Annotated in this window: 19 protein-coding genes; 5 read left to right on the top strand and 14 right to left on the bottom strand. The window is 42.5% G+C overall.

Translation table 11 applies throughout. The annotated features are described in order from the left end of the window. Positions 1 to 3 precede the first annotated feature (3 nt). From D4L85_RS16080 to D4L85_RS16070, 3 genes are read left to right on the top strand one after another with little or no spacing between them, the layout of a single operon-like run. Positions 4 to 2,256: a sensor histidine kinase gene (locus D4L85_RS16080; protein WP_119755250.1), complete on the top strand. Its 2,253-nt coding sequence runs from the start codon at positions 4 to 6 to the stop codon at positions 2,254 to 2,256. After that, the gene (locus D4L85_RS16075; protein ID WP_119755249.1) at positions 2,246 to 3,385 is read left to right on the top strand and encodes a hypothetical protein; all 1,140 of its coding nucleotides are present in this window, start codon (positions 2,246 to 2,248) and stop codon (positions 3,383 to 3,385) included. The genes D4L85_RS16080 and D4L85_RS16075 overlap by 11 nt, the downstream gene beginning before the upstream one ends. Next, a complete protein-coding gene (locus D4L85_RS16070) occupies positions 3,372 to 4,124 on the top strand; it encodes a hypothetical protein (protein WP_119755248.1) in 753 nt (250 codons plus the stop codon). The genes D4L85_RS16075 and D4L85_RS16070 overlap by 14 nt, the downstream gene beginning before the upstream one ends. On the opposite strand, the gene D4L85_RS16065 is transcribed toward D4L85_RS16070, so the two are convergent. The 9 genes from D4L85_RS16065 to D4L85_RS16025 form a co-directional block, all read right to left on the bottom strand. Further along, positions 4,121 to 5,272: a cysteine desulfurase family protein gene (locus D4L85_RS16065; RefSeq protein WP_119755247.1), complete on the bottom strand. Its 1,152-nt coding sequence runs from the start codon at positions 5,270 to 5,272 to the stop codon at positions 4,121 to 4,123. The genes D4L85_RS16070 and D4L85_RS16065 overlap by 4 nt on opposite strands. 23 nt (positions 5,273 to 5,295) lie before the next feature. Continuing rightward, complete coding sequence (locus tag D4L85_RS16060; protein WP_119755246.1) at positions 5,296 to 5,808, bottom strand: hypothetical protein; 513 nt, start codon at positions 5,806 to 5,808, stop codon at positions 5,296 to 5,298. 2 nt (positions 5,809 to 5,810) lie between these two features. Next, a complete protein-coding gene (locus D4L85_RS16055) occupies positions 5,811 to 7,991 on the bottom strand; it encodes an AAA family ATPase (RefSeq protein WP_119755245.1) in 2,181 nt (726 codons plus the stop codon). Positions 7,992 to 7,995: 4 nt separating this feature from the next. After that, positions 7,996 to 8,208, bottom strand: a complete 213-nt coding sequence (locus tag D4L85_RS16050; protein WP_119755244.1) for a hypothetical protein — start codon at positions 8,206 to 8,208, stop codon at positions 7,996 to 7,998. Next, positions 8,205 to 10,436: a DEAD/DEAH box helicase family protein gene (locus D4L85_RS16045; protein ID WP_119755243.1), complete on the bottom strand. Its 2,232-nt coding sequence runs from the start codon at positions 10,434 to 10,436 to the stop codon at positions 8,205 to 8,207. Before D4L85_RS16045 ends, D4L85_RS16050 begins: the two co-directional genes overlap by 4 nt. Before the next feature lie 409 nt (positions 10,437 to 10,845). Continuing rightward, positions 10,846 to 11,646: a S1/P1 nuclease gene (locus D4L85_RS16040; protein ID WP_119755242.1), complete on the bottom strand. Its 801-nt coding sequence runs from the start codon at positions 11,644 to 11,646 to the stop codon at positions 10,846 to 10,848. Then, complete coding sequence (locus D4L85_RS16035; protein WP_119755241.1) at positions 11,643 to 12,788, bottom strand: hypothetical protein; 1,146 nt, start codon at positions 12,786 to 12,788, stop codon at positions 11,643 to 11,645. Before D4L85_RS16035 ends, D4L85_RS16040 begins: the two co-directional genes overlap by 4 nt. A gap of 586 nt (positions 12,789 to 13,374) precedes the next feature. Then, positions 13,375 to 14,022 carry a nucleotidyl transferase AbiEii/AbiGii toxin family protein gene (locus tag D4L85_RS16030; RefSeq protein WP_119755240.1) on the bottom strand — a complete coding sequence of 216 codons (648 nt, stop codon included), beginning with the start codon at positions 14,020 to 14,022 and terminating at the stop codon, positions 13,375 to 13,377. After that, positions 14,012 to 14,491, bottom strand: a complete 480-nt coding sequence (locus D4L85_RS16025) for a helix-turn-helix transcriptional regulator (RefSeq protein ID WP_119755239.1) — start codon at positions 14,489 to 14,491, stop codon at positions 14,012 to 14,014. The genes D4L85_RS16030 and D4L85_RS16025 overlap by 11 nt, the downstream gene beginning before the upstream one ends. Positions 14,492 to 15,036: 545 nt before the next feature. On the opposite strand from D4L85_RS16025, the gene D4L85_RS16020 reads away from it, so the two are divergent. Continuing rightward, entirely contained in the window at positions 15,037 to 16,071 is a 1,035-nt protein-coding gene (locus D4L85_RS16020) for an alpha/beta hydrolase family protein (RefSeq protein WP_228450920.1), read from the top strand. Between the two features lie 545 nt (positions 16,072 to 16,616). Here D4L85_RS16020 and D4L85_RS16015 read toward each other — a convergent pair. The 3 genes from D4L85_RS16015 to D4L85_RS16005 all read right to left on the bottom strand — a co-directional run bounded on the left by D4L85_RS16015 (position 16,617) and on the right by D4L85_RS16005 (position 19,259). Continuing rightward, positions 16,617 to 17,525 (bottom strand): helix-turn-helix domain-containing protein, encoded by a 909-nt coding sequence (locus D4L85_RS16015; RefSeq protein ID WP_119758824.1) that lies wholly within the window; start codon positions 17,523 to 17,525, stop codon positions 16,617 to 16,619. Between the two features lie 38 nt (positions 17,526 to 17,563). After that, positions 17,564 to 18,256, bottom strand: coding sequence for a ferredoxin reductase domain-containing protein (locus D4L85_RS16010; RefSeq protein ID WP_119755237.1), 693 nt, complete (start codon positions 18,254 to 18,256; stop codon positions 17,564 to 17,566). A gap of 94 nt (positions 18,257 to 18,350) precedes the next feature. After that, entirely contained in the window at positions 18,351 to 19,259 is a 909-nt protein-coding gene (locus D4L85_RS16005) for an NmrA family NAD(P)-binding protein (protein ID WP_119758823.1), read from the bottom strand. A gap of 759 nt (positions 19,260 to 20,018) precedes the next feature. On the opposite strand from D4L85_RS16005, the gene D4L85_RS16000 reads away from it, so the two are divergent. After that, positions 20,019 to 20,594, top strand: a complete 576-nt coding sequence (locus D4L85_RS16000; RefSeq protein ID WP_160143770.1) for an RNA polymerase sigma-70 factor — start codon at positions 20,019 to 20,021, stop codon at positions 20,592 to 20,594. 100 nt (positions 20,595 to 20,694) lie between these two features. Here D4L85_RS16000 and D4L85_RS15995 read toward each other — a convergent pair whose 3' ends face one another. Together D4L85_RS15995 and D4L85_RS15990 are read right to left on the bottom strand one after the other, a co-directional pair. Continuing rightward, positions 20,695 to 23,460, bottom strand: a complete 2,766-nt coding sequence (locus D4L85_RS15995; protein ID WP_160143769.1) for a M16 family metallopeptidase — start codon at positions 23,458 to 23,460, stop codon at positions 20,695 to 20,697. Positions 23,461 to 23,554: 94 nt separating this feature from the next. Further along, positions 23,555 to 24,079 (bottom strand): TlpA family protein disulfide reductase, encoded by a 525-nt coding sequence (locus D4L85_RS15990; protein WP_119755234.1) that lies wholly within the window; start codon positions 24,077 to 24,079, stop codon positions 23,555 to 23,557. Positions 24,080 to 24,121 lie beyond the last annotated feature (42 nt).

Below are 24,121 nucleotides of genomic sequence, written 5' to 3'. Positions count from 1 at the left end.
ACTATGCAAGAAGAACAAGAAGACATTGGCGCGGAAATATCATTTTCCGTCGACTCAGGCTTAATTGACCGACTCGGCAGAGAACTTGTGGGTAAACCAGAGACTGCACTCTCCGAATTGATCAAGAATTCCTATGATGCCGACGCTACCGATGTCGTTGTGCGATTTATTGAGACGGATGCCCCAGGAGGTACTTTGGTTATCGAAGATGACGGCGTTGGCATGTTGCCGTTGCAACTTAAGAATGGCTTCATGCGGATTTCATCCACAGATAAGGTCCATAATCCAAAGTCGACAAAGTTTCATCGAAGCAAAGCAGGCAGAAAAGGGATTGGTCGTTTTGCTACCCAACGGCTTGGGAACAAATTGACGATCATTACCCAGACCTTTGACCGTCCGCAAGCATTGAAGCTGACCGTCAATTGGGATGACTATGCCATCGACACTGAAATTACAGATATTAAGAACTCCATTGAACAAGTAGATAAAATTAAAATTGAAGGTACCGTATTAATCATTGATGGTCTGAGAGAATCTTGGTCTGAGGCAACGATCACAAGGGTCTACAGGTATGTGTCAGAATTATTACAGCCAGATTACCTGTCGGATCGATCGAAGCGCCTTAAGACGGCAACTAAACAAGATGCGTCCTTTAAAGTGAGCTTCGTAAAAATCCAGGGTGACCAGGAGAAAGTGATAGCCGATCCAAATACGTTGCTATTTGAAAAAGCATTGGCAACAATTGAGGGTTATGTGGACAGTAGACACGACGCATTTTGTCAGGTTCGAAGCGCAAGTCTCGATGTAGACCAAGACGTCATCCCGATTCTCCACAGCAAAGTATATAGCGAAGGCGAGGTTCCCGAGAATCAATATAGGAATCTTAGCCACGTCCACTTCAAAGTCTACTATTACATTTTTCAACGAGAAAAGTACTATGTCAACATTACCAAACAAGAGCTTGCCAATATTCAGAGATTGTCCAACGAATTAGGCGGCGTTCGATTGTATCGGAATGGATTTCGCGTACTGCCCTATGGTGAACAGAATGACGATTGGTTAAGGATTGATAAGCGCTACTTTTTTGAGTCGGGGACCAATATCCCATTTGCAAACAAGAACCTATTTGGTTTTGTAGAGATCCTTGACGATGAAGGAAAGTTCTTTGAGGAGACGGCGAGTAGAGAAGGATTGGTTGAAAACGAAGCATACAATGAGCTGATCGATTTTCTGTATAAAGCGTTGGAAGCAGCGCGAATGACTCTACGTTATGGTGTGGAAAAAATTAAAAAGGAAGTCCAAATCACTCGCGCCGCCCAGACTGTGGGGGTGTCTCCCGATACCGAGAAAACCACTATTGAAAAGCTGGAATCCCTGGAGAAAAGCGTTAACGATTTCTTCAATTCCGCAGCTCAAAGTAGAACAGAAGCGGGTACGTTCAAGGAAGACACCATTAAAATTGTTGAGGACTTAAAGACGCAATTTCAATTGCTACTTGATGAGCTAGGGATGCTTCGCGTTCTTGCAGCTCTCGGCCTTACGATTGGGGAATTCACGCATGAGGTTGTACAGTTCTCCCCTTCAATCATGGGGGACATAAGCGTGCTTGGAAATCAGAACCTTAATTCGGCCGGGATTAGATCATTGGAAAACCTACAACGAACCATCCAACTTTTTACAGCCTACACTTCTTACTTCAATGCTACAGTTTCTGCCAATGTAAGCCGTGAGTTGAAACCACAACAACTGGACCGAGTCATCCAACGTTTCAAAGATATCATCGCATCGGATCTCACTAAACTTGATATTGAATTTCAAGTTGATTTTTTCGGTTATGACTTGATCACAACACCCATGCATGCTTCAGAGTGGAGCTCAATACTTTTTAACTTATACACCAATTCAAAAAAAGCGATCCGCAGGCAGGGTGCAAAAGGGGAGATAAAAATCATTGTTGGCAAGGAAGACGACAAAAAGGTCTATCTCGAGTTTTTGGACAATGGTGACGGCATACCAATTGAAAATCGACAGAAAGTCTTCGAGGCTTTTTTCACAACATCGGTTCCCTCGTCATTCGATGCTTCGGACGAGGAGAGACTTACCGGTACAGGACTTGGATTGAAGATCATCAAAGATATTGTTCAGGCATATGGGGGTACAATAGAAATCATTGAGCCAGAACAAGGATATGCCACGTCTTTCAGAATTGAACTCGCTATGGTTACCGATAAACAGCGGACAGAATATGGCTTATAAGTATTTATATATCGATGACCTGCAAGGTCAGATCGAGCAAGGAACGATCAACGGATTACAGGATGGTGGTGAAATTGAGATCGCTTTTAGTAAGCCAAAGCTTTGGGAGGAATTGCTGAGTGATTTGGAAAAGAATCTCCCCGGATTAGACGGCATCATTCTCGATCTAAGACTCAATCAGGAAGCCTTTGAGAAAGGAAAGTTCGCAATGTATCGAGGTAGCACGGTTGCCCAAGAACTCAGAACCCTTGCAAAAGAAAGCACCCCAAAAAATGACTTTCCAATTATTCTGATTTCGGCTAATGAGAATATTGAAAAATCGCTAGACCAAACCAGTCTGGATTTGTTTGATTTCACTATCAGCAAGAACGAGATTGGTCACAAACCCGAGTTTTCGTTTAAGGAACTTCGTAGCCATTTGAAATGGCTTGTGGATGGTTATCGCTACCTCAATTCAAGTAAAAAGCAAGTTGAGCCAGTCTTAAATTTAAAAGACGTATCAATATTGGATTTCAGATTTGTGGAGCATCTACGTAAACTTTTGGATAAACCAGTGCACATTGTTGCCGGATTTCTGATACACAAGGTGATCAGCAAGCCCACCTTTTTGATAAACGAAGATTATCTTTCTGCCAGGCTTGGCATTGATATGACTTCGGATGATTGGAGCAAGTTATCAAAGGGTGAACTGGAATTCGCGATCTATAACGGCGCTTTTAGTGGCTATAATACGCGTTGGATTATGCCTTTACTGGAACTTTGGTGGGAGGATAAAATTTCCAAACAAAAATCTCTACGCACGCTAGGGGCTGCCGATCGCGTTGCCCTGATCGCTGAGAAAACGGGACTTAAAAACCTAAAGCCTCTTGTAAGACAAGGAAAAGCTAAGAGCGATTCGTTTTGGGTGGTTTGCAAGGCCACTAAGGTTCCTATCGACACCTCAGATGGATTTGTGATCGAAGGTCAGGACCACAATTTTCCTTGGCAGGAAGTACAATACGTTTCTATTGATGAAGCTCTAAGGCCTTCGAAGCCCGACATCTGGAAGGACATCGCCGCAATTGAAAAAGACCGTTTTAAGAATTTGAAGAATATTTTTGAAAAGCAGGAATCGCATGTCAGAAAGTAAAACCATTGGATTCGATTTGATCAAACTTGCTGAGCTACTTAGAAAGTATCGCCTCTGCAAAGACACCACGCCGTTGAACAACGCCGGACAATCTTGTATTAGCAAGTCAAATGGTGACCGTTGGTTGTACAATCTTGATAAAATTGTTTTTACAGCTGATTACGCAAGTGGGTGTATACCGGGGAAAACGGAGGAAGTTCAGGTTTCGCTCTCGCTTTCCATTTGCGGGGTTCTTTCTTCACAGGATATTTTGCGAAACCCATTGGAGAAGCTCGAGTTTAATTTTGAAATAGAGGGTTACGTAGTAAAGGAGAATGAAGAGGGGGTCATAATTGATGAATTGTTCGCGGCCTGGCACCTGGATCGGCATATAACTTCGGAGGGCGCGGACGATGGGATAACGAAGTTTTCTCACCCGCTTTACCACCTAGCCTACGGTGGCTACCGAATGGAGGCAAAGGGCAATGCATTCGGCATCTCCCTAATTATGCCAGCACCTCGATTATTGTATCCTCCAATGGATGCAGCGTTAGGGATAGATTTCCTCTTGCAAAATTACGTCGAACAGAAAAACATAGCCAAGTTGGTCATTGACCCTGACTATGTTCGAATAATGAAGAACAGTCAGGAAAGGCTTTGGAGACCTTTTTTCTGTTCCATTTATTCGCATTGGAATTCACAGCATTTTACAACGTCCCCAGACTTTTCCCCCCTGAAGTTGTTGCCACTGTATTACTAGGCAACCTCTCCTTCGATCAGTCTTTTGATACTGGTGATCACATGAGGTAGTTCTTCAGCGGTATTAAATCGGCCCAACGAGAACCGGATAGAAGCCATAGCGTCTTCACGCGTCAGTCCCATGGCCAGCAACACGTGTGATGGCTCGATTAGTGATGCAGTGCAAGCTGAGCCGTTAGACACAGAAATATTCGGCATCCTTCCAATCAAATGATCAGCGTCATGGGAAGGGAAACAGATATTTGTCACATTGTACATACGGCTAGAAATGCTACCGTTTACAAATGCTCCTTGGATTGTAAGAAGTTCGTTTTCAAGCCGGTCTCGGAGATCTTTTATTCTTTGGACATCGGCATGAATCTCTTCAAACGCAAGGTCACAAGCCACTCCAAGACCAAAGATGCCAGGAACATTGAGCGTACCGCTGCGAAGTCCATCCTCGTGCCCACCTCCGTGCAGGATAGGCTGAAGCTTAATTCGCTTCCTTTTTAAGTCACGAACGAACAGCCCTCCGACACCCTTTGGGGCATAAAATTTGTGACCTGAAAACGCTAACATGTCAACCGACAAACTCCGTACATCAACGTAAGTTTTTCCAACTGCTTGAGTGGCATCACAAAACAGTAAACTACCATGTCGATGCACGACGTCCGCAATTTCTGACATGGGTTGTATAACACCCGTTTCATTGTTTGCCAGCATAATACTTACCAGAAGTGTTTCCGGACGAAGGGCTCGCTGAAGATCGTTCACACTTAAAAGCCCGTCCTCTTTAACGTCTAAGTAAGTTACATCAAATCCTATTGACTCGAGGTACTCACAAGTATCCAGCACCGCTTTGTGCTCAGTCTTCAGGGTTACAATGTGATTTCCCTTGGATTGATTAGCAAGGGCATATCCTTTTAAGGCAAGATTAATGCTTTCTGTTGCCCCAGAAGTAAATATAATGTCAGAGGAGCTGCAGTTGAGCAATTTAGCCACGTTGGAGCGTGACTGCTTAATAAATTTATTTATTGCATGGCCAAAGTTATGAGTGCTAGCCGGATTGCCGTACCATTCCTTTAAAATAGGCCACATGCTTTCCAATACGCGAGGGTCGACTGGTGTCGTGGAGTTGTTATCCAAATATATTATGTCTTGCCGTTTCAAACACCTAGCTGTTTATTATAAAATCAATTTCCATTTAAGTGGTTATCTTCTAGCATATCGATGAAGCAGTTATCGTTATTATCAAAAAATGTTGGTTCGGTTTCAATCTTCGACCGAATCATATCGAAACCACCATTCGCATACTCTTCCATAAGTTTACGGATGTTTAGAATTTCCCGTTCAATTTCTTTCTCCTCTCTTTCCTCCAATTTATTGAAATCAATTCTCGCTTTTGAGAGGACTCCCATTACAACATAGTCGGCCAAATCTTGTGGGTGCCAGGCGTTTATTGCGATGAATTTCTCCCGTTGCCCATCGGGACTCAGCGGAATCCGGTAGTTGCGTTTTAGACCCAGTAATGTGGCGTACATGTAGATTTCATATTTGGTAAAAAAATATTTACCCTGCTCCCAGGTACTGGCTTCTCCCGCCGTTCCAGCACGTCCGCCCTGAAGAACCGTGAACTTAGAAATCAAAGACTCATAAATTGCATCATATTCTGGAGTCCGGTCCTTTATTCTTTTTAACAATTCCATATTTAGTTGTCAAGTTCAACTTTAGTAAAGAGATTATTTCGATTATTTCTTTCGGTTTCTATGATACTGGGGGTAATGGTGTAAACCTTACCAATTTTTATCTCAGGATTGGAAAGTAATTCATTCTTAAGATTCTGGTTTTTATAAAATTCCTTACTCATAATAATACTCTGCTTGTACACCTTGCTAATGGTCTTACAAAAACCAATTGTATAGTCTTCGCCAAAAACGGAAGTCGGGGCGTCGGTAATAAGCGTGTATAGATCAACGAGTCCAGAACTGCTCTTGGCCGATATAATTGCCATGATCGCAGAAAGCTTAACAAGGATAAGGTTGCTCGTGTTAGATCCAAGTAATGGCTTTCCACTGTCGTCAATTATTTCAGGCATATAGTTGCCGTTGGGTAACTTTCGCAATTTGATCTGTCCCTTCACGGATTTATTACCTGCAGTCATGGCCTCGTAGTGTTTGTTCGCTTCGTTTTCAAGCTGAAGGATTAGTTGGTTAAAAACTCTCTCCCGAGTCGAAATAGCCATCGCCTCGAAATCGTTTAATATCTCCCGCTTCTCTATCAACGATTTAGGAATCTCATCGACCAATGCTGCCAGTTTGTCATTAACATCTCGTAGTGTTGACCGGCTATTTTCGAGCTTTTGACTTAATGCGTTTAGTTGCTCAGAAAAATCCTTGACATACTTATTCTGGATTGAATATTCTGCGATGATGTTTTCTGCAGTCTCGGCACTCAAGGATGTATCTGACAACAACTTTTGAATCTCCTCTTCTACTTTTTCAATTTGTTTGTTTACTTGGCGAATTCGGGTGGTGATGTTGGCTATCTTTGTTAATGTTTCATTGATGTCCTCATCTAACTCATCAATTCGGTGAACAAGGGCTAGGCCATTCTGGTACAACCGTTTCAAATCTGCTGAGAAATCATGTTTGACCGGTTCGGGTAAATTACTCGTGTTCTTTCGATCTGGCCTGTCTATAAGCTCCTTGATTCGATTCCACGGATCGGAGTTTTCTTTAGCTTCGCGGTCGCAGACCAGGCATCGCTCGGCATCAAGCATACGCTGGACGTAAATGGGCTCAGGAACATCAAGTGGCAGTCTGAACTGTAGCTTTTTAGCAATTTCCTCCTCTATATTTTGTTTTGCTTTAATGTCAGCCGCGGCTTCAAGTTTTAGGTTCTCGTACTTAGAAAACTGCTCGCTGTAGTCGGTATGGAGCTTTGCCGTTCCTTTGAGTACCCATTTACTCCTAAACATCTTTCGGTGAAAACTAATCTGCTCCTCTTTTTGTAATTGGTTCAAATCAACCAATTGGCTCAAAAGGCCTTTCTTTCGCTGTTGCAGTTCGCTTACCGTTGTTGCATCTCCGATTTTGTTTAGCAGCACCTCACACTTCTCTTCTGCTCTTGACAGGTTTTCCTTTACTTCAGTTTCTTCATCTTGATATCGTTGTATTTTTCCCTCCAGCTGTTTTTTTTCGATTTCCAGTTGTTCGCTTTTGTCTGCGTCTTTGCTCAGTCTCTTAACTTCTCGGTCATACTCGTTGTTCCCGGTTTTGGCAGCCACGATTGCCAGTGCTTTTATTTGGTCATACCTTGTAATACTGGAGAGTACGTTGATAGCCTTGGTTAGGGTATCCTGTTTGTTAAAATCAATAATCGATTCGACCTGCTCTCCCTGAAACCATAGGTAGTCCTTCACCGGGGGCGGCAGTATCCGTTCCCTTATTTTATTTTTCTCCTCTTCGTCAGTTACCATTCTGGCATTCAGATAAGAGAGATCCTTTTTCATGACCGTGAATTCACTGTCGTTATTTTCCTTGATCACACCGTCCTTGGTATTTATAGTATACTTTCTTTCTAGGATGTAGAAATTGCCTCGATCAACGTTTTTGAATGTTATCTTAACCATACAGGTTACCCGTCCATTGGGCGTTTCTGTTTTAGCTTTATCCGAAATTATACCGGACTTGACTATCTTGGTGTTCTCGAAAATCTTTTTCTCAGTTGAAAATACCTGATCATACATTACCCAATAAAATGCGTCATATAATTTTGACTTTCCGTAGCCGTTGTCACCAATGATTACATTAATTCCTTCCTTGAATTCTAGGATATTCTTGCCAGCATAACACATGAAATTTTCCAGTTCAATTTTTTCTATAATCATATCCTCAACGGTTTAGGTATTGATTGATCTTACGACTCGTGACACCTTCAGGTTCCTGCTCCACATTGCCTGTTATGGCAAGCTTGATTACTTCAATGAGCTTGTTATTGGATGGTTGCGAAAAGGAGGCATCTTTAATTTTTTCCTCCGCGATGTGCTTTTTCTCAATAAGCAAAGGATCTTCGAGGAAAGTTTGGAGTATTTCTTCTCTGGTCATACCGCTGAAAGTTCGTTTTGAATAGAATAAACATTGAGATCATAGTAATCACAAACGCTTTTAAATACGTCCTCAGCGTTGTACGGATTTCTAGATAGCGATGCGAAGTGCATGACTCTTTCAAGTTCCGCTTTAACCAGTCCCTTTTCGAGCGCGTAGGTATCCGCATCAAGATTGCGTTCGGTGTAATCTGGTATGACCACCAAGTCATGAATAACGGCGTGATCCTTTTCAGGATGATTTCGTAAAATGCGGCCGCGTCGTTGAACGAATTGTCTTGGATTTCCTGTACTGCTGCAAAATATGGCCACTTCTGCCCTTGGTATGTCCACGCCCTCGTCAAGGCATTTCATGGACGCAATAACGTCGATCACACCCGATTGAAACTGATCCAGTATCTCTTGACGATCCTTCATACCACTTATGAACTGATTGACTAGAATATTGTCGTCAATTTTTGCGATCTCCCTCGTGTATTGATTGATCAACTTAATATTGTCGGCAACAAGTTCATCGGCTTCCTCTCGTATTTCAAAACTCTCACCCTCGGGAACATATACAAATGTATACTTTAGGTTTCCACGCTCTTGGAATTGATGGGTAAGAATGTCAATGGTAGTTGGTAGTTTGTGTGTGGCTTTATGAATGATTCGTTTCCTAGTTAATAGCAAACGTTCAATGATGATGTCGTTTTCTGGCGACCGCTTAAAACGGGATAGTTTTGCAAGCCTATTACTAATCTCAATGTAACGGCTCAATTCATCTGGGGCCAATCGAATAATATGCGGAAAATAGTAGTAACTGCATAGTACACCCTGCTTAATGGCCTGCTCCATCGGAAAGGAGAAGGTATAAGGCTCTCGGTCGTCAAAGAAACGCTCCATCCCTTGTGTACCCTCAGGGTCATATATCCTTTTGGGCGTAGCCGACAATCCGATTCTTTTTTGAAGCTTGAACCCTTTGAGTTTTTCGGCTACAATTGGAGAAGCAAGATTGTGGCCTTCGTCAGCAATAAATATGGTATCCTCTGGGAGGTCGTTTACGAGTCTTCGAAATTTGTCCTTGACAAATGATGCATAGGTACTAACGATGATGAAAGAAAGTGAAATACGCTTTGATGTGGATACTAGAGTAGTTAGTTCGTTTTGCCAGTCGTTCTTCGAGGAGACCTTGAATACCTCTTGAAAGTTAAAAGATCGCACTTCTTTCACCCATTGATCTACAAGAGTTATTGTCGGGACTAAAATCAGCGCATGATAAGTGTGGCTGGAGTTTTTCTTGAATTCTTGTAATATACAATTCAGCGATGTGATCGTTTTTCCAGTGCCCGTCGCCATTGCGAAAATTCCCTTTGTTCCTTTTTTCCTCCAGCGTTCGTAAGCTTCGATTTGATACGCCCTGGGCCCATCGAGGTATGGGAAGCGTGGCTCACGGATGATATACTCCAGTTTCGCGTTAACCTTGTCAAATGTTCTTTGCAAAAGTGGGTTTTCAAAGAACTTTCTCTTTCTTTCAAGGAGCTCTCTTTCCTCAATCAAAAGCTCGCCAATGGTTTTGTCACCGAACTCTTTTTGGATCGCCACCGTAACAGCATTAACATCAAGATATTCGACAAAATCGGCATCCCCAGAAAATATTTTCTGAAAGTATTCCGCTTGATTGTTAATCCACTGGCTTGATCGCCCATTCTCCCAGCTCAAATACACGTCCATCTCTTCCAAGTTTTCGAGGAGACCGTATGCAGTAAAATTGCACGATCCTTTGAATCCAACTTGCTCTATTCCGTCAGAAAATATTCCAGATTTGTAATGAGATATTCCTCTTCGATTTTTCGGCCGAATGATCTTCATCTGAATTCTTTGATTAGCTATCAACCATGAGAGACATTCAAAAAAATGTCTACCATAATCATCCAACGTTTTTCGAAGGCCCTTCACATTTAATAGATCAATCGGAAATAAAGCAGCCTCACGTTGGGTTGCTTGCTTTATTGCATGCTTGTCCTGATCCGACAAAACATCATTGATCACTATTCGGGCTATACCGCCAGACGAGAGAAAAACGGCAAACCCCCCTGAGAGCACGCTAATCGTCGCAGAACTGAAGTATCCCAGTAGAAGGTCCAGAGATTTGCTCTGGATTAACGCATCACTATAAAATTGATACGGTTCGCATTCTGTTTCGGATCGATATGTTCTAGATACTGACCAATTGACTTCCTTTAGCATATTAATCTTAATCTAGCTGATCAATTGTTTATTACCTCCGAATGATTTCCGCCGCGATCGCTTTAACCCAGAGATAGGTGGTAGTAGAGTAATTCCTGTCATCAAAAAAATAGCGTTGAAAGCCGGCCCTCAGTCAGGGAGTACTTTAAGGGTGGGTTCTTCACGGGAATTTCCTTTTTTAATGAAATAGTCGTCCTACATTTCTAGTAAAAATATGCGAAAATTGATCCGAAAACGATGTTTTTTGGAAAGAAAAAGATGCGTTTTGGAACGTTTTTTATCCTAAAAATGAAGGCCTTTAACGATTTATTGTAATCTCTGCTACTTTCCGATTCATCCGGCACACGTAGTATATTTTTGGCTTTAAAGGTAATCGCCTGTGTTTTAATTCTCTCTCGGCATGCATACTTTATGAATATAGTTCATTGAGCACAGAAGAGAGAAGAGAGCCTCCAGTAATCAGCAATCCTGCAATGTCATTTGAAAAACCGTAGTAGTAAATATATTGGTTTAAATCTTTGTAGTTGTAATTATATATTCTTCTACTAATCACATACGACTTTTTGAAAGAAGTTTTTAAGTTTGATTTTGCAGATCGCACTTCTTTAAAGTTCGATGACTCTAAGAGAAAATGTGAGTATTCTGTATAACTCAGTTGTTCAAAATTGATCATCTGAGTATCCCACAAGGAATGAAGATTAATCGAGTCCTTGGACCACTTTACTTTAATCAAATTCCCACCTCGATCAATTGATCTACCCAAATGCAAAGGCTGATGAAGGTCACCTATAAAATGGACCAAAAATTTCAGCGCCTGAATATCATTTCGATTCTTTCTAAGCACTTTAATCAGACTGTCAATCGCAAATAAAAGATTGTCATTTCTATTTGTAGCATTTTCAAACACGCTATCCAGGTCATTTGAGTCATATTCACCATCAACATTTAAATAATGCCATCTCGCAGAATAGTCAAACGCATGGTCACTTCTAATCTCATCCGCCCAGTTCGAGACATTTGCCAGTCCATTTTTACCTAGAATATTCTCAATTCTTAATTTTGCCTTCGGATGTAAATTCATTGAAGCTATTTGCGCGATGATTCGATGACCGATTTTATCGTATCCCTCAGTGTTGTGTGAAAGAATAAAAAACACTAGTCCCCAATAATATTTTCGCATATTCAGCACCTTGTCAATTACATAGCTCACCAATCTCTTTTTAACAATTCAAGAGGAGCATTCTTCTCGATTTCTTGTAAAAATTTTTCGTTGAATTTAAAGTCTGTTTCAGTCGCAAGGGACCTTGCATACTCCTGTAGCTCACGCGTGATGGTTTTTCCATAGACCTGTCTATTTACAAGGTCTTCAATTTCACTTGGCCTGTTCGCCCAATTAGTCTTGCATTTCGCCAATACAGCTTTTGGATCAGAGGCTGGTTTACTTCCCATTTCAACTTGCCATTGCGCCACAATCAGGTCTTGCTGCATCACTTTAAATGCGAGCTCAAAATTTAATTTGTCCTTATCTGGCTCGCATATGAATTTATGGCCCGCGTAGAAAATAAAAGCCGGATGATTTGAACCTATAGTAGATATTGTCCTGTTGTTATCCAATTTGAACGTGCCCACTGTTAAAACATTTAGTGACAATCCATATTTTCGCTTCAACCATTGCCTGATAGGCGCACCAAAAGCAACCAGCGGCTTACCAATTAAGGGATCTGAAGTCTTTGAAAAAAAATCCAATAGGCTCAGCGTGTAGCCGTCAAAATCGCCATTATAAACACCTTCCTGATCTAAAATAGCTCCATCTCCAGCCGGAGCAGCTATCGGCACTATATCTAAAATTGACTCAAATTTCTCAAGGTCAATCTTATCCGCACCATTCAACAGCAGTAGCTCGGACCAGCGATCGCTGGTTTTGGAATTCAAGTAATCTTGCTTTTCCAATACCAGGGAAACAGGGGGAAAATCCATCATTTCAATGGTCTTATGATTAAAAATTGAAATGCCAAGAGGTAATAAGAATCTCCAGTTAGCCTTCCATTTTTTCACGTTGTTTCTTTTGATCGAAAGATCGAAGCCCAGTAGCCCGATTTCAAGAAACTTTATTAGGTTTTTTAAGTATTCACCTGAGAAGGTTTCACCATCCGACTCAAGAAATACATCATTTCCGGATACCGTAATGGTCAAGGAGGTTGTGTTATATCCATCTCTTTGGATGCTCTGTGAAATGTAGTGTTTAACTGTTTGCTCTAGGGTCCAGGGCAAATAGCAAACATTACTGCAATTATTTGGATGAGAAAATAGGTTGACTATATTCTCTTTGGTTCCAATTTTTTCTCTAATCATAACGATTTTAATGGCTAAGGGTGCTTTATATAAATGTTACCTACAACAAAAATCTTTAAAGCCTCTTCTGGCTTGGAGCTAATAAGAATTACTATGCGCCAGTGATTGCTGCACCAAGTAAACATTCCAAAAATGCTCGAAGTCTTAAGCCCGAGCTTTTCAATACATGCCTGTAGCTCAAATATTTTCCCTCTGGCAAGTCAAATACAAGAGAATGTGCGCATCCCCTATTGTGTGGGGCAATCTTCCCACTTAAAAAATAGTAAAATTTGGCCGGATTTCGACCATTTCTGGGCCACAATTCGCCCTTTTTCGTAAATTTATGAGAGTAAAGACGTTCATTAAGAGACCAAAACGAATCAAAAGATACCAAAAATCACGCGGTAATTTTTGGATTTTATAAGATATAATATTCTAACCTTCAGGAAGTTAGATCGATAAAAAGTACCCCAGCGGGGTTCGAAATTGAAAGGACGCAATACTAAAGGCACAATTTGATTATGAAAATAGCCGTGATACAGATTTATTTTGATAAACATGATATCTGACGCTGTGATTTTGGCGCACGTTAATTCTGTCGGCGGGTTCAAGACTCTAGCGTCTTGAAGAAATCATATTTAATAAGTTCCCAGAACTTTCCCCTCGCGCATTTTGGATCAAAGTCGCCATCGGCGTTTGAAAAATCGGTGAAGTTTTCTCTTATAATCGCTTCGTTGTGATTATACGGGTATCGCTCCTGGTGCAGCGCAATCATTGCTTCTATGCTGTAGTCCTCAATCACTTCATGCAGGTCCCAAAAATCTTTTTTCCTGCCGCGACGCTGAACAATGTCGATTTTCATCGCCACAATCTCCTCCACTGTTGCCAGTCTGTAGGGACCTAAAACTAACGGATCTCTTATGAACTTGTCGGTGTAATAAAGATCAAGCTTGACAGTATCATCCTTGCTGTTGCCAATGAAATATGACCTTCCCATCCCAATCGGACCTGTTGTTGGTTCGGATACATAGGCGAAGGAATCTCTGAGGAACTTATCAATCTTATCAAAATCAATTGACTCATAGACTTCATCGGTGAACAAATCAATGTCGTCCGACATTCGGTGTCCCAACTGTAGGCTCAGTGAAGTACCCCCCACCAAACGGAACGGGTCAAATATTTCGCTTTCCATCAGGATGGTGAGCGCATCCTTCAGCAGGGGAGTAACGGTATCCCAATGCAAACTATCCGGCATGGCTCAGATTCAGTTCCTGCAGAACCTTTTTTACAATATCACTTCCATAGAAGCGTCTTATTTCGGCTTTCTCCTGTTCATCACCGCGTTCAAAAATTCTTTGAATGATTGCCTTGCGTTGCCTTTGCCAATCAATCTTCGAAACATCAGTGTCCCAGAATAATCCGCTCCTCAATATTGCCAGGTCAGGATGAGACATGTCCTGTTGCTTGCGCTTTTCTTCTTTGATCTCATAGTGAACCTGAAGCGTCATGAAGAAACCCTCCTCTAATCCCAGGGCGTGCTCGATTCTCAGGCTAAGTGCGGTATTCATGCCGCGTTTGCCTTTTGTAATATCCCCTAAAATCTGAGGATACGCATTTATGGATATAGCAAATGGACCTTTCCTAAGGTTCTTCTCCTTCAGCTTTCTTTCCAGGACAAACCCAGGGTGAATGCCCTTCAAAAGATCAATTTCATTAGTTTTCATGATATAAATATAACAAATATATTATAAATATTATGTATAAACAATTTTGTTTATTTAAAATGACTGTTTTTCAATGGATTGTACGTAGCGGTAACTTCCATATTATTAGAAGGGCTAATTCTTGTAAAACGGCCAATGAAAGCGACTCAGCTCCAAAGGAGTACGGGCATAAACGGTCTCCCCTTTACAAGCTCCGTCCTCCAGGAATTCCCCAATTATTAGGCGAATGCTGTTGCCGTCCAGGTCAAGCTTTCTTCAAAAGTCCAGAATAGCCGTATTAAGAGTCCAGATTTCATGACTGCTTTGTTCAGGGAAGTGTGAAATTGTCAAAACCTTTAGATTCAATATTCTGACCTCAAGGAATACTATCAGCGAAAAACGCTGTTTTAGAACCCGTATGTAAATTTTATCACCAGAACTGCTAAGCAATCGATCATTAATTAGAGCTGTACCACCAACTGCGTTTTGGCTACGGAATTCCTGATTTTAACTACGTTATAATTCCATCGAACTCAGACTTTCGTATCCTATCAAATCAAACAAATATGTCAACTTCAATAGGTTTAAAGCGAACTTCAGCAAGCACAATAAAAGCAGGAATTTTGATGACTGCATTGTGCATCAACTCGGGTACTATTTTTTCACAAGATCCAGCGACTGCCTCTCGAATTCCGGTTATTTCATACAGCCCGGTTGTGCTACGAATGGCAGGTCGGCATGTCGATCTTCAAATGAAAGTTTCGGCTCCGGCAAGCGGAGTGAACCTTCCAGTACTTTTACTTTCACATGGTCATGGACGTTCCAATTTTCTTTCTTCATTTCATGGTTACGGACCGCTTGCAGACTTTTTTGCGTCGCATGGTTTTGTCGTGATTCAGCCAACCCATGAAAACTCAAAAACATTAGCCCTTGACCCGTCCTATTCGGAAGCCCCTCTGTTTTGGAAATCACGAGCCCGGGACATGCGATTTATCATTGACAACCTTGATAAAATAATTCGTACGGTGCCAGGATTGAAAGGGAGGGTCGATTTAAGTCAAATCGCCGCTATCGGACATTCTTTGGGAGGCCACACCGTGGCGATGCTTGCTGGTATGGAAGTCACTGATCCAGCCAATGGTGAAGTAATAAATCTTGCAGAGCCAAGGTTAAAAGCTCGGGTAATAATAGGGGCTCCGGGTGCGTCAGCCACACTTGCTACATTTGCCAAAGAACATTACCCTGTTTTAGCTGGGACGAACTTCAATACAATGACTCTTCCCGCGCTGGTCGTGAACGGCGATAAAGACAAGAGTTCGAACTTCTCCGATACCGACAATTGGAGGGCTGACGCATATCATTTAAGTCCCGGTCCCAAGTGTTTGCTGACAGTCTTTGATGCCGGCCATTTGTTTGGCGGCGTTTCTGGCTATGACTCTGTTGAAACATCTGATGAAAATCCGGAGCGCGTTGCTTTTCTTTGTAACACGATTCTCGCTTACCTCCATTCCCAACTCAATCCAAAAGAATCAGACTGGGACGATGTTAAGAATAACCTAAATGGATCTCAGGGAGCTAAAGGCAAAATTGACTGCAAATAAAAACTACTAATCTTTGAAATGTGATGAAGAAGGAAGAACAAAGCCCACAGAGATTAGATTCATTGTCGAAGGTGCATAAGGTATTGAACATACCAGCACCTCTCCATTCCCTTGTGAGCTTGATTAATAATTCTGAAGGTACAATTGCCTTGAAAAATCTTCCCAACCCACATATCCTGAATTTTTACAAGATTGCATACAAGAAGAACCTGCATGGGAAGTTTAAATACGGACAAGACTTCTATGACTTTGATGAAGGTGGGATGTTCTTTGTGTCACCAAACCAAGTCACCTGGACACATGATCAGCGTGGTGATCAATCAGGCTATACCTTGCTTTTTCACCCTGACTTTTTATTGGGTTATTCTTTAGCAAAGAGAATCAAACAATATGGATTCTTTTCATACGCTGTGCACGAGGCGTTGCACCTGTCAGCCGGAGAAAGGACAACCATCATTTCCATCTTCAAAATTATAGAGGATGAATTGAAAGGTAGAATTGATGACTTTAGTCAGGATGTTATTATCTCACAAATCGAATTACTGCTAAATTATTCGAATCGATTCTATAAACGTCAGTTTATCACGCGAAAACCTGAAAGACTGCGGATGTTCGAAGCCCAGTTCGTAGGCAATTTCACTTACGGACAAACTCGTAGTGGAAAGCTTTTCTTTGGCCTTTTTTATCAGCATTTCATGAATGTGCTGCTGTGTATTTTGCCCTGTCAACACTTTGAGTAACGCACTCAAGTACTTCGGTGAAACATTCAATGCAAAAGCGATGTCCTGAACTACGGGCAACCCTTTCACACTTACTTGCTCACCTTTGAAGTACTCCTCCAGCAATCTTTCCAGACGAATCAATACCTGGTGATTTGATTTATCGCGGGTAATGAATTGCCTGCTATAAAAACGTTCTGCATAATTCAGCAGCGTTTCTATCTGTGAAACAATAATTTGCTTACTGAACTTGTCAATATTAGAATGATACTCCAACTGAACGTTTTGAATAATCTGGTTAATCATTGACTCTTCTTTTTCGGACACAAACAATGCTTCGTTTACGGAATAGTCAAAAAACTCGTATAGTCTTATGGATTTCGCCAACGCTGTGTTCCAAAAGAAGTCAGGATGAATCAGCAGCATCCAGCCTGACTTTTCTTCTGTTGCTTTAGGTTCCGCTTCAATTCTAAAAACCTGGTTGGGCGAAATAAAGAACATGACTCCTTCATCAAAGTCATATTCCTGTTGTCCGTATTTCAATTTTGCATTGAGACCTTTCTTCATCGAAATATTATAGAAATCAAGCACCCAGTTTACCTGGCTGATCTCCGGTGAACGGACTATTTTCGAATACTCTACAATACTGATTAGTGGGTGCTCAGGTTTTGGTAAACCTCTGAGCTTGTGGAATTCTGTTATTGTTTTTACTCTTTTCGTTTTACGTTTTTCCATAACTGGTTTCATTCTATAGCTGCTATTCAATTCCGCTACTACTTCCAAAATCCTTTTGATTTAATACGGCTTCCATCAATTCCGTGCGTCTTTAAAAGTTTACGGACACTCATAATCAGCTGCGCATTACCCACCACATAGAATACATTATTCTCTTGGTCGTCTTTAATTTGTATCGCCACCTGCTCCGCATGATCATATAGCCGTTGATAATCCGTAACACATTTCACTTGCAACCACGGACAATTTTCAGCCAATCCATTCGCAGTCGTTATGTCATTGAAGACAACGCAACCGTCTATATTTATCTCTGATGATGCCAGTTGCTGTATCGCGCAAAAATGGCCAATAGCTGTCCGGTCACCAAAGAAGATATGACGTCTGCCCCACTCGGGGAGGTGAGACTCCTCTTCGATGTTAAGATAGTAAAAAACGGCTTCCCGCCTTTGTCTTTTCGCCCATTCGCTTCCCTTGCCGGCATGGCTTGTATCGATGTATAACGTGCAGGTTTTCTCTGTGGCATCCCACATGGCAGGAGTATAATCCGTATAATGTAGTGAGGATATTCTGCATTTGATCGATTGTGTTTTTTTCCACGTATCAAAATCCACATCGGGCAAATGAAGATGCAACTCGTGCATGTTACCACCGTTCCATGCGCGTGTGGATAGGATCTGTCCGGTTTTCACAAATACTTTCTCTATTGCCGATATCCTAGTAGTCGTTACCATACATTCAGGGTTAAAATGATTCTAAGTCGTATTATCAATGACCTAATTCGCTATGAGTTATTGAATACGGAATTGTCTATTGCTCCTCCATGGATTATTCCGCATGATAAGCAACAGCAAATTGAATTGCGAACGAATCCAGTTTCACTTTACCTAACGTTGGTTTATTAAGATAGTAGTCTTCATATAACAAACCACTTCGCTGACTGGCCTGCATCTCCACAAAGCCACGGGCAATCTGTGGGTTGAATCCACCTTTTATCCAGCCGTTCAGAAGCTGCTCGTCAGAGATTACCTGCCATTGCAAATCCGGCTTGCCAATAGCATTACCCAACGCTTTTGCAATTTCATTTGGCGACACTTCATCGCTTGCCACATAACGAACATTCCTTCCTCCAAATGGTTTGTCCATCTCTTCCGTTATGGCAGCAGCGATATCTTCCGGTGATACCCATGGTTCTTTTTTATCGCCTCCATAATTAGAGATAATTGCACCTTTCGTTTTGATGCTCCTGATGAATCCGAACATGTTGGTGTAGAATCCAACCGGGCGCATGAACTTAATGCTCACCTCTTCCGGGAGTTGCTTGAGAATGGTTTCTACGTTGTGATGAAATTGCAAAAATCCATTTCCTTTTTTCATGTGAGCACCGATGCTACTCAGATGCACTATTTGGTTGATACCTGCTTCAAGAACGGCCTGCTTGTAATTCTGTCCGATCTGGCTGATAGCATCAATGAGATCACTATCCTTGTCACCAAAGTCACCACCTACGGCATCAAGTGTTTCCATCAGGTACACGATGTCTGCACCCTGGAACGTTGTTGCCAGAAAGTGAACGTCAAGCATACTGCCCACAGCTGCTGTCGCACCGAGTGATTCAATCTCTTTTATCCTCTCCGCTTTACTTGTGATAACCGTTACGGAGTGGCCTTTACCTACCAACTCCTGCGTGAGTGGCTTGCCTACATGGCTTACTGATCCTGTTAATACGATGTTCATATTGTTTTCGATTTTACTTGCACAAAAGTCGTCCGCAGTAAGAATCCACACGTAGTCGAAATTCAGATTGTTGTAGCCAAAAGGCATTTCATGCGCCATACGATGCTAGCAATGTGATGAATGCCTGACGCAGTTAGTGTGCCTGGAGGAGTTGTCTGTGGTGTACACACTTTTGCCCGCACTCCCTTTACCTATGATTCCAAGTCACATATCAAAGGATCCAGAGGTAAAAAAAGCCCTTCAAGATTTTATGGAAACCTAACTCGTATCGGGAAGCCAGATGCACCTAAATATAAATTAATCTAGGATGCATTGGGCGCGCTTAGCCTAAAGGATTCTGACATTCTATAACTTAATATTTCGTTTGTAATTATCAGCTGGAGAATCGGTTTTGTACTATCAAGTCGTACAATAACACGAACAAAGAGCAGCTTCAGTGTACTCGTGCCTATACGATGACTAAAAAGGATAGTCCACGAAACAAAAGTTCAAATATCCCCTTTAGCTCCTCCTATGGACGTCCTTTTTGCTAGATCGATCAACCGCTTGGCATCGGTATGAAGTCAAGGTTAATCACCGAATTGCTCCGACCAATCAGGCAGCAATTATTTCATAATATTGCTGTATAAAAATTTCACCAACAGTTAATTTTCATCACAAAAATTTTAAATTGAATTGATTTTGGTTGTAGAATCGATCAAAAAAACTACAACGTTTGAAATATTATTTCTTCGACCTATTACCGAAAAGCGACTTGCCTTGAACTGCTATTCGACATATGACGACCTTAAACTGGTTCAGCTGCTCCGGGAGCATGATGACAAACATGCGTTTGCCGAGCTATTCAACCGCTACTGGAAGAAGCTATTGGTACAGGCAAAAATCAGACTCGGTTCAGAAGTTGAGGCCGAAGAGATCGTTCAGGATGTCTTCATGAACCTATGGAGACGCAGGAATACCTTGATACTCCGCCATTCGTTCCATACCTACATCGCTTCCTGCGTGAAATACGAAATCCTGGCAAAATTGGCTCAGTTTGCAAAGGACCGCATGTTCGTCGACTCTGACGATGCCACGTCGCTTGAAGTAAACACCACCGCCGAATGGATCGACTACAATGGCGCACTATCCGCGATCGAAGACACCATCAAATCCTTACCGGAGAAATGTCAATTAGTATTCCGCATGAGCCGAGAAGAGGGCTATTCCCAAAAGGAAATTGCAGACAAGCTCGATATCTCGCCAAAAACGGTTGAGGCCCATATTACCAAAGCGCTACGGGCAATACGCTATTCCATCCAGACCGCCTTGATCACGCTGTTCCTTGGATTTTAAGACACTCAATGTTAGTCCGGATACTCACCTTTGGCTAAAAAGATTAATTAATTAATAAAAAAGGAGCCATTCTCATGGCCCCCTTCCTTTTAAACCTAAACTAACTCGTACTCTTTGGCACTAACTTGAAGGTTAGGACATTTTTGTCACTGAAAAACACTTGCGAAGCTTTTAACAAGCTTTCAGCGGTCACCCTGGATAAGTCTTTGTGAAACGCATTGATCGCACTCAAATCCTCTTTTTTCCGATACTGGCCGGCTAAGTATTGCAACCAGAACTCGTTCGTAGTTAATGACTGATCATGCCTCTTTTCACACGCCACTTTAAACTTCTGAACCTCCTCAGCGGTTACTCCCCGCTCCCGAATATCCTTGAGTGCCGCTGTTACCAAGGAAATTAGGCGATCCGCATTTTGCGGAGAGCAGCCAAACCCAATTCCAATGGAAAACTTTTGTTCCTCTTCTATAAACGCCCCCCGTACAGACGGGGTATATACGCCCCCCTCATCCTCCCTAAGTATCTGCACAAGTCTCATTTGAAGAATTTCACAGAGAGCCCTAAGTTTCATTCTTTCAACTTCAGTGTTCTTAGCCTTTCCGTGTACAAACATTCTTACCGATGCCTTATTTTCCGTACCTGCTGACACAACTTTCATAACCTTTCCTTCGAGACTCTTCAGTTTAAAAGCCCGCGCCTTTTCAGCCTTATGGGTTGCCGGCAAAGACCCTAGATATTTCTCAATGAGAGGAAGTAGTTCCCTTTCTTCAAAATTACCCACAAACACAAAAGTAAAGCCAGAGGCGTCAGCAAACCTTTCCTTATAGATCCGGTACATCCGATCCAAATTTAACGCTTTGATATCCTCTACCGATGGCGCACGATGGCGAGCATCACGGTTACTGACGATAGCTTCGATAGAATCTGAAAACACATTTTGGGGGTCAAGATATCGGTTCGCAAGAATCTCCTCAAAGTTCGCCAGCATATTACCAAACAGCACCGTGTCTTTGCGAGGGGATGTAAACTTCAGATATAGCACTTGAAAAGCTGTTTCAATATCTTTCACCGATGCGCCGCCGCCAGCAGCTTCTATTTTCTCACCGATATTTACCGACACCTGAGCTGTGCTACCCGCAAGTTTCCGCTGCATCTCTATCGAGGTAAGCTTGCCAAGCCCCATTTCATCAAAGAAGCTCGTCGCGTACGCTGCGTTGAAAAAGTCCTTCAAATCGTAAAGAGATGTTCCTCCCTCGCTAAACGCAGTAAAAATTATCTGGTCGCTTTTATATGCAGTCGGCTTTAATATCACATTGATACCATTCGACAGCTTGAGTTCGGTGACACCAAATTCTCTTTTCTGCGTTCTTGAAACAACCTTCCCAGCCACCGGCAAAGTCTCCAATAATTCTTTTTCGGATTCCTGTTCCCGAAATGCCGATGTTTCTGCCTGAGCAACCTCGGTCATCCACCCCTCAATGTCTTTTTCAGTCGGCAGCATGCCTTTCTCGGACGTCGGTGCGCCGACCACTATATCGCGGTCATGCGGTTCCAGATATCCCTGTAACAGCGCATTGATATCACTCACTGAAATCTTCGGCAATGTCTTTTTTACAAAATCATATTCCCATGCTATGCCCGGAGAAGCCTCACCTCTTAGGAACAGAGACACATACTCCTGCGCATAGGATTTCGATTCGTTATGCTCGCGTTCCTCAAATCGCTGCTCATAAAAACGCAGGAATTGTGTTCTTGCGTTTTCCAGGTCTTGCTCAGTAAATCCATATTTCCTAAGCCGTTCTACAAGGCCCCACGTTTTTTTAAAAGCCTCCTTCAATTTCCCTTTCTTCCCGGTCACCGAAATGCCCATCGTCTCCACTCCACCCACGAAGCCTTGCTTACCGATTCCCATATTGAGGTAAGCAGGCGCAGGATCGCTGTTAGTCATCTCTAACTGTCGAAAGCTGATCATCTGGTTCATCAGCTGACCTTTGATCGCTCTGACATATTCTTCCTCGGTGTATAGGTCGCCGCTTTTGCGTTTAAAGTAAATCTCTATCGACACATTAGGTTGTTCATCGTCCGTTGCTACTATAAACTGATTGTTACCTTTCAGTTCGATCTCGTATCGGCTCCTTGTCCGCTCTTTCACGGGATTGTTTAAGTCCGTAAACCTCGTCTTGACCAACTTCTCCGTCTTGTCAAGATCTATGTCCCCCACCACAATGACGGCTTGAAGGTCGGGACGATACCAATCGTCCTTGAAGCGTTTAATTGACTCTGGCTTGAAGGTTCTGAGTATATCAACTTCACCGATGGGGGAACGTGCGCCATACTTCGACCTATTGGTGAGCATCGGAAAAGTCTGCTTATCTATACGCTCACCTCGACCACGATGCAAGCGCTCCTCTTCCAGGATGACGCCTCTCTCCTTGTCAATCTCGACAGGATCCAGTGTCGCCTCCGATGCCCAATCGCGCAAAACATCCAAACCCTTAGGAAGCATCTCGGGATTAGTGGTCGGAATAGGAAGTATGTATACTGTTTCGTCGAACGACGTGTAAGCGTTCAGATCTGCGCCAAATGTCACACCCGACTTTTCAAGAAAATTGACCAGTTCGTTTTTCGGAAAATGCCTGGTACCATTGAAATTCATGTGCTCCATAAAATGCGCCAGCCCCAGTTGATCGTCGTCCTCAAGGATGGAACCCGCTTTGTTGACAATCATCATATACGCTTGCTTCTGCGGTTCATTATTCTTTCGCAGGTAGTATGTCAATCCATTAGGCAATCTGCCAGTCCGCACTTGCGGATCTAAAGGTATTTGCTGACCAAAGACCATGCTTGGTGTGAATAAAATCACTCCCATGGCACAAAGTCTTATAAACTGTCTGTACATCTTTTGCTGTATTTAATTGTTAATTAGTTTGCTATTTCATTCGGGTTTGGAGCCCGTTGGCCGACTAAAGAAGAGAATCAACAAGCAACTTGACTTCTCGGGCCGCTCCACGGGTGTACCCGTCCCAGCGTCCCCTGACAACGCCTTTTTTGTCTATCACCAGAATTGTAGGGTTTCCCGCTTTTATCGAGTTGCCTAGCACATCGTTATCGGAAGCCATTGGAAATTTGTAGCCATGGCGCTTCCAATACTGCATTGCCGCCTCAACCTTGTTTTCCTGAAAGTTCACTCCGATCATCTGAAAGTTAGGAGAGGAGTGATAGGCACCCAGAAGGCTGTCGACTTCGAAGGTGAGCTTTCGGCAGGGACCGCACCACGAAGCCCAAAAATCCAAAACAAGAATCTTGCCTTTGAGCTGGTCAGCCTTTAGGACTTTGCCATCTGGGGTCTTCATTGCAAAGGAAGAAATAGGCTCCCCGACTCTTGCTGAATCTTTCAACAACACGGCATGATCGCACGCCGTGACATGGGCGTTACAAATCGAAACAAAGCCAAGCAGACCAAAAACAAACACCAATATTGTTTTCATATCATTTATTTTTCGTTTTGAGTGTAAGCTCCTTTGGAACTA

Origin of the sequence: Chryseolinea soli, from assembly GCF_003589925.1 — a bacterium.
Classification (GTDB): Bacteria; Bacteroidota; Bacteroidia; order Cytophagales; family Cyclobacteriaceae; genus Chryseolinea; species Chryseolinea soli.
Note: the sequence above shows the minus strand (reverse complement) of the source record. Positions and strands in the feature narration are given on the sequence as shown.